Annotated in this window: 4 protein-coding genes; 3 read left to right on the forward strand and 1 reads right to left on the reverse strand. The window is 71.6% G+C overall.

Translation table 11 applies throughout. The features are described from left to right. Positions 1 to 106: 106 nt before the first annotated feature. From G6048_RS46865 to hutI, 3 genes are read left to right on the forward strand one after another with little or no spacing between them, the layout of a single operon-like run. Complete coding sequence (locus tag G6048_RS46865) at positions 107 to 1,309, forward strand: allantoate amidohydrolase (RefSeq protein WP_165345714.1); 1,203 nt, start codon at positions 107 to 109, stop codon at positions 1,307 to 1,309. Continuing rightward, complete coding sequence (locus G6048_RS46870) at positions 1,306 to 2,658, forward strand: formimidoylglutamate deiminase (protein WP_165345715.1); 1,353 nt, start codon at positions 1,306 to 1,308, stop codon at positions 2,656 to 2,658. Before G6048_RS46865 ends, G6048_RS46870 begins: the two co-directional genes overlap by 4 nt. A gap of 35 nt (positions 2,659 to 2,693) precedes the next feature. Further along, positions 2,694 to 3,920: an imidazolonepropionase gene (gene hutI / locus G6048_RS46875; RefSeq protein ID WP_165345716.1), complete on the forward strand. Its 1,227-nt coding sequence runs from the start codon at positions 2,694 to 2,696 to the stop codon at positions 3,918 to 3,920. A 57-nt stretch (positions 3,921 to 3,977) separates the two neighbouring features. Here hutI and G6048_RS46880 read toward each other — a convergent pair. Further along, the coding region (locus tag G6048_RS46880; protein WP_165345717.1) for a ricin-type beta-trefoil lectin domain protein at positions 3,978 to 4,406 on the reverse strand (429 nt) is incomplete at its 5' end.

Here is a 4,406-nt window from a genome sequence, read left to right on the forward strand (position 1 = left end):
CCCCCAGACCCCCGATCGGCCTGAACGGCCTCGTCCTCAAACTCCCCCACTCTCGGCTTCGCTCGAGCGGGGGGACCCCCACGACGGGCTGGTTGGGTTCCACGAGATGTGGCGTGACCTCAGCCCCATCGGGCGCCACCCCGACTCCGGTGGCTACCGGCGGTTCGCCTGGACTGGCGCTGATGCCGAGTGCCGGGCCTGGTTCGAGGAACAGGCCCGGGCTCGGGGGCTCGCCTACGAGCTGGACCGGAACGGGAACCAGTGGGCCTGGCTCGGGGATCCCGATGCCGGGGACGCTGTCGTCACCGGGTCCCACCTCGACTCGGTGCCCGATGGCGGCGCCTTCGACGGTCCCCTCGGTGTCGTCTCCTCCTTCGCCGCGCTGGATGAACTGCGGAGCAGGAACGCGCAGTTCAGCAAGCCCCTCGCCATCGTGAACTTCGGTGACGAGGAAGGTGCCCGCTTCGGGCTGGCCTGTGTCGGGTCGCGGCTGGCGGCCGGAGAACTCACTGTCAAGCAGGCGCATCGACTCAGGGATGCCGAAGGTGTCAGCCTGCCGACGGCGATGGAGGCCGCTGGGTACGACCCGGACTCCATCGGCCCGGACCCGGAGCGGCTCGCCCGGATCGGGGCGTTCGTCGAGCTCCATGTCGAGCAGGGGCGTGCCCTCGACCTGACCGGCGACCGCGTCGGTATCGCCAGCGCCATCTGGCCGCACGGGCGGTGGCGGTTCGACTTCCGGGGTGAGGCCAACCACGCCGGCACGACCCGCCTCGTCGACCGCCGCGACCCGATGCTGTCGTACGCGGAGACCGTGCTCGCTGCCCGCCGCGAGGCCCAACTTGCTGGTGCCGTCGCCACCTTCGGCAAAATATCCGTCGAGCCGAACGGTGTGAACGCGATCCCCTCCCTCGTCCGTGGCTGGCTCGACTCCCGCGCCGAGGACCAGGCGAGCCTCGACGCCGTCGTCAGCGGCATCGAGCGGGCGGCTCGCGAGTACGCCGACGCGCACGGCATCGAACTCGACGTCGTCCGCGAGTCGTTCACCCCCGTCGTCGAGTTCGACCACGCCCTGCGCGACGAACTCGCCCGCATCCTGGGAACCGACACAGACCTCAAGGTCCCAGTCCTGGGCACGGGCGCCGGCCACGACGCCGGGATCCTCTCCGGGAGCATCCCCACCGCCATGCTGTTCGTGCGCAACCCCACCGGCGTCTCGCACTCCCCGGCCGAGTACGCCACCGAGGACGACTGCGTGGCCGGGGTACTCGCCCTGGCCGACGTACTGGAAGGGCTGGCCTGCACGTGACCCACCCCCGCCCCCACACGCAGACGTACTGGCTGGAGCATGCCTGGCTCGACTCGTTCGTCGAGCCCGGCGTGGCCGTAGAGGTCGCCGACGGCCGGATCTCGGCCGTCCGCACGGGCATCGACAGCCCGCCGCCGGGCGCCGAGATCCTGCGCGGACTGACCCTGCCGGGCCTGGCGAACGCCCACTCGCACGCCTTCCACCGAGCCCTGCGCGGCACCGTCCAGGTCGGCTCCGGCACTTTCTGGACCTGGCGCGAGGTCATGTACGCCACCGCCGACCGGCTGACCCCGGAGACGTACCACGCCCTCGCCCGCGCGGTGTACGCCGAGATGGCGCTCGCCGGCATCACTTGCGTCGGCGAGTTCCACTACGTCCACCACGCCCCCGGCGGCACCCCCTACGCCGACCCCAACGCGATGGGCGAGGCGCTCATCGACGCCGCCGCCGAAGCCGGTATCCGCATCACCCTCCTCGACACCGCCTACATTTCCTCCGGCTTCGGACAGCCGCCCAACACCCACCAGCTCCGCTTCTCCGACGGGAGCGCGGACGCCTGGGCGGAACGCTGTTCAGTTCTCAAGGACCGGGATCACCTGCGGATCGGTGCGGCCATCCACTCCGTACGGGCCGTGCCCGCGCGGCAGTTGGCCACGGTGGCGCGATGGGCCGAGGAGCGGCGGGCCCCGCTCCATGTGCACCTGTCCGAGCAGACGGCGGAGAACGACGCCTGCCGGGCCGCGCACGGCTGCACCCCCACCCGGCTGCTCGCCGACCACGGCGTGCTCGGCCCGCGCACGACGGGCGTCCACAACACCCACCTCACCGACGAGGACATCGCGCTGCTCGGCGACTCCACGACCGGCACGTGCATGTGCCCCACCACCGAACGGGACCTCGCCGACGGCATCGGACCCGCCGCCGCCCTGCAGAAAGCCGGCTCGCCGCTCTCCGTCGGCTCCGACAGCCACGCCGTCATCGACCTGCTCGAAGAGGCGCGCGCGATGGAGCTGAACGAGCGCCTGCGCACCCGTACACGCGGTCACTGGACGGCGGCCGCCCTCCTGCGGGCGGCCTCGGCGGGCGGCCACGCGGCCCTCGGCTGGGACGACGCGGGCACCATCGAGACCGGCGCGCTCGCCGACCTCACGACGATCGCGCTCGACTCGGTCAGAACAGCGGGGCCGCTGCCCAGGCTCGGCGCCGAGACGGCCGTATTCGCCGCGACAGCGGCGGACGTACGGCACACGATCGTGGCCGGCCGGCACGTCGTACGAGACGGGGTCCACACGCTCGTACCCGATGTGCCGCAAGCCCTCGCGCAGGCAGTCGAAGCCCTGCGCGCCTGACGACGACCGCCGAACCGCGCCCCCGCGAGGACGACATGAGCAGCCCGACAAGCAGCCCGACCACCGTCATCACGAACATCGCCAGCCTGGTCACCAACGACCCCTCCCTCGGATGGGGGTCCCCCCGCTCGAGCAAATTCGAGAGTGGGGGAAGATCCCCCCTCGGTCTGATCCAGGACGCGGCCGTCGTCATCGAAGGCGACCGCATCGCATGGACCGGTGAATCAAGGAAAGCACCCGCCACTGACAATCGGGTCGACGCGGGCGGCCGGGCGGTGGTCCCGGGCTTCGTCGACTCCCACTCGCACCTCGTCTTCGCGGGCGACCGCACGCAGGAGTTCAACGCCCGTATGTCGGGACGGCCCTACAGCGCGGGCGGCATTCGTACGACTGTGGCCGCGACGCGCGCGGCGAGCGACGCGGAACTGGAGCGCAACCTCACCCGTTACCTCGCCGAGGCCCTCCGTCAGGGCACCACCACCTTCGAGACCAAGTCCGGCTACGGCCTCACCGTCGAGGACGAGTCCCGCGCCCTGCGCATCGCGTCCCGGCACACGGACGAGGTCACGTACATGGGCGCGCACATCGTGTCCCCCGACTACGCCGATGACCCGGCGGCATACGTAGCCCTCGTCACCGGCGACATGCTCAACGCCTGTGCCCCGTACGCCCGTTGGATCGACGTCTTCTGCGAGAAGGGCGCCTTCGACGGTGACCAGGCCCGCGCGATCCTCACGGCGGGCAAGGCGGCGGGCCTGCACCCGCGCATCCACGCCAACCAGCTCTCGTACGGCCCCGGCGTCCAGCTCGCCGTCGAACTCGACGCCGCGAGCGCCGACCACTGCACCCACCTCACGGATGCGGACATCGACGCCCTCGCCAACAGCGCCACGGTCGCCACCCTCCTCCCCGGCGCCGAGTTCTCCACCCGCGCAGAGTGGCCGAACGCCCGCCGCCTCCTCGACGCCGGCGTCACGGTCGCCCTCTCCACGGACTGCAACCCGGGCTCGTCCTTCACCTCCTCCGTCCCGTTCTGCATCGCGCTGGCGGTACGGGACATGGGGATGACTCCGGACGAGGCGGTGTGGTCGGCGACAGCCGGCGGCGCGGCAGCCCTCCGCCGCACGGACATCGGCCACCTCACCCCGGGCGCGTACGCCGACTTGGCCTTCCTCGACGCACCGAGCCATGTCCACCTGGCGTACCGGCCGGGTGTGCCGCTGGTCAGCGAGGTGTGGCGGCGAGGCGTCCGCAAGGTCTGATCAGCGCGAGACCAGCATGAGATCGGCACGAGATCATGTGTGACATCAGTTGCGACATCATGCGGGAGCCGCCCCCGCCGTCCACCGCTGCTCGTCCCGCCCCTGCGCCGGAATCAGGAAGAGGCGGTTCCCGTACGCGGTCACCGCGTGGTCCGGGGCGATCGCCGGGCGGATCACGCCGTCGCCGCCCACGGTGAACGTCAGGTTCCGGCCGTTGGGGCCGTAGACCGCATCGCACTCCCAGATGCCGAGGCCCCGGCTGACGGAGCCACGGCTGTCCAGGCAGTAGCCGGGGTATGCGTACGACTGCAGCACGCCGCGCCCGGAGTCGACCCGCCACTGTTGGTCGCGAGAGGACGTGCAGGTGGCCGCGTCGACGTCCGTGCCGTTCTGCGGGGCGCCGTCGATGTCCAGGCACAGGCCCGACCCGGCGTTCACCACCTGGGCGTAGGCGCCGTTGGTCCACTTCGCGCACGGCGCCACGAC

This window comes from Streptomyces ureilyticus (genome assembly GCF_011045025.1).
GTDB classification, from domain to species: domain Bacteria; phylum Actinomycetota; class Actinomycetes; order Streptomycetales; family Streptomycetaceae; genus Streptomyces; species Streptomyces ureilyticus.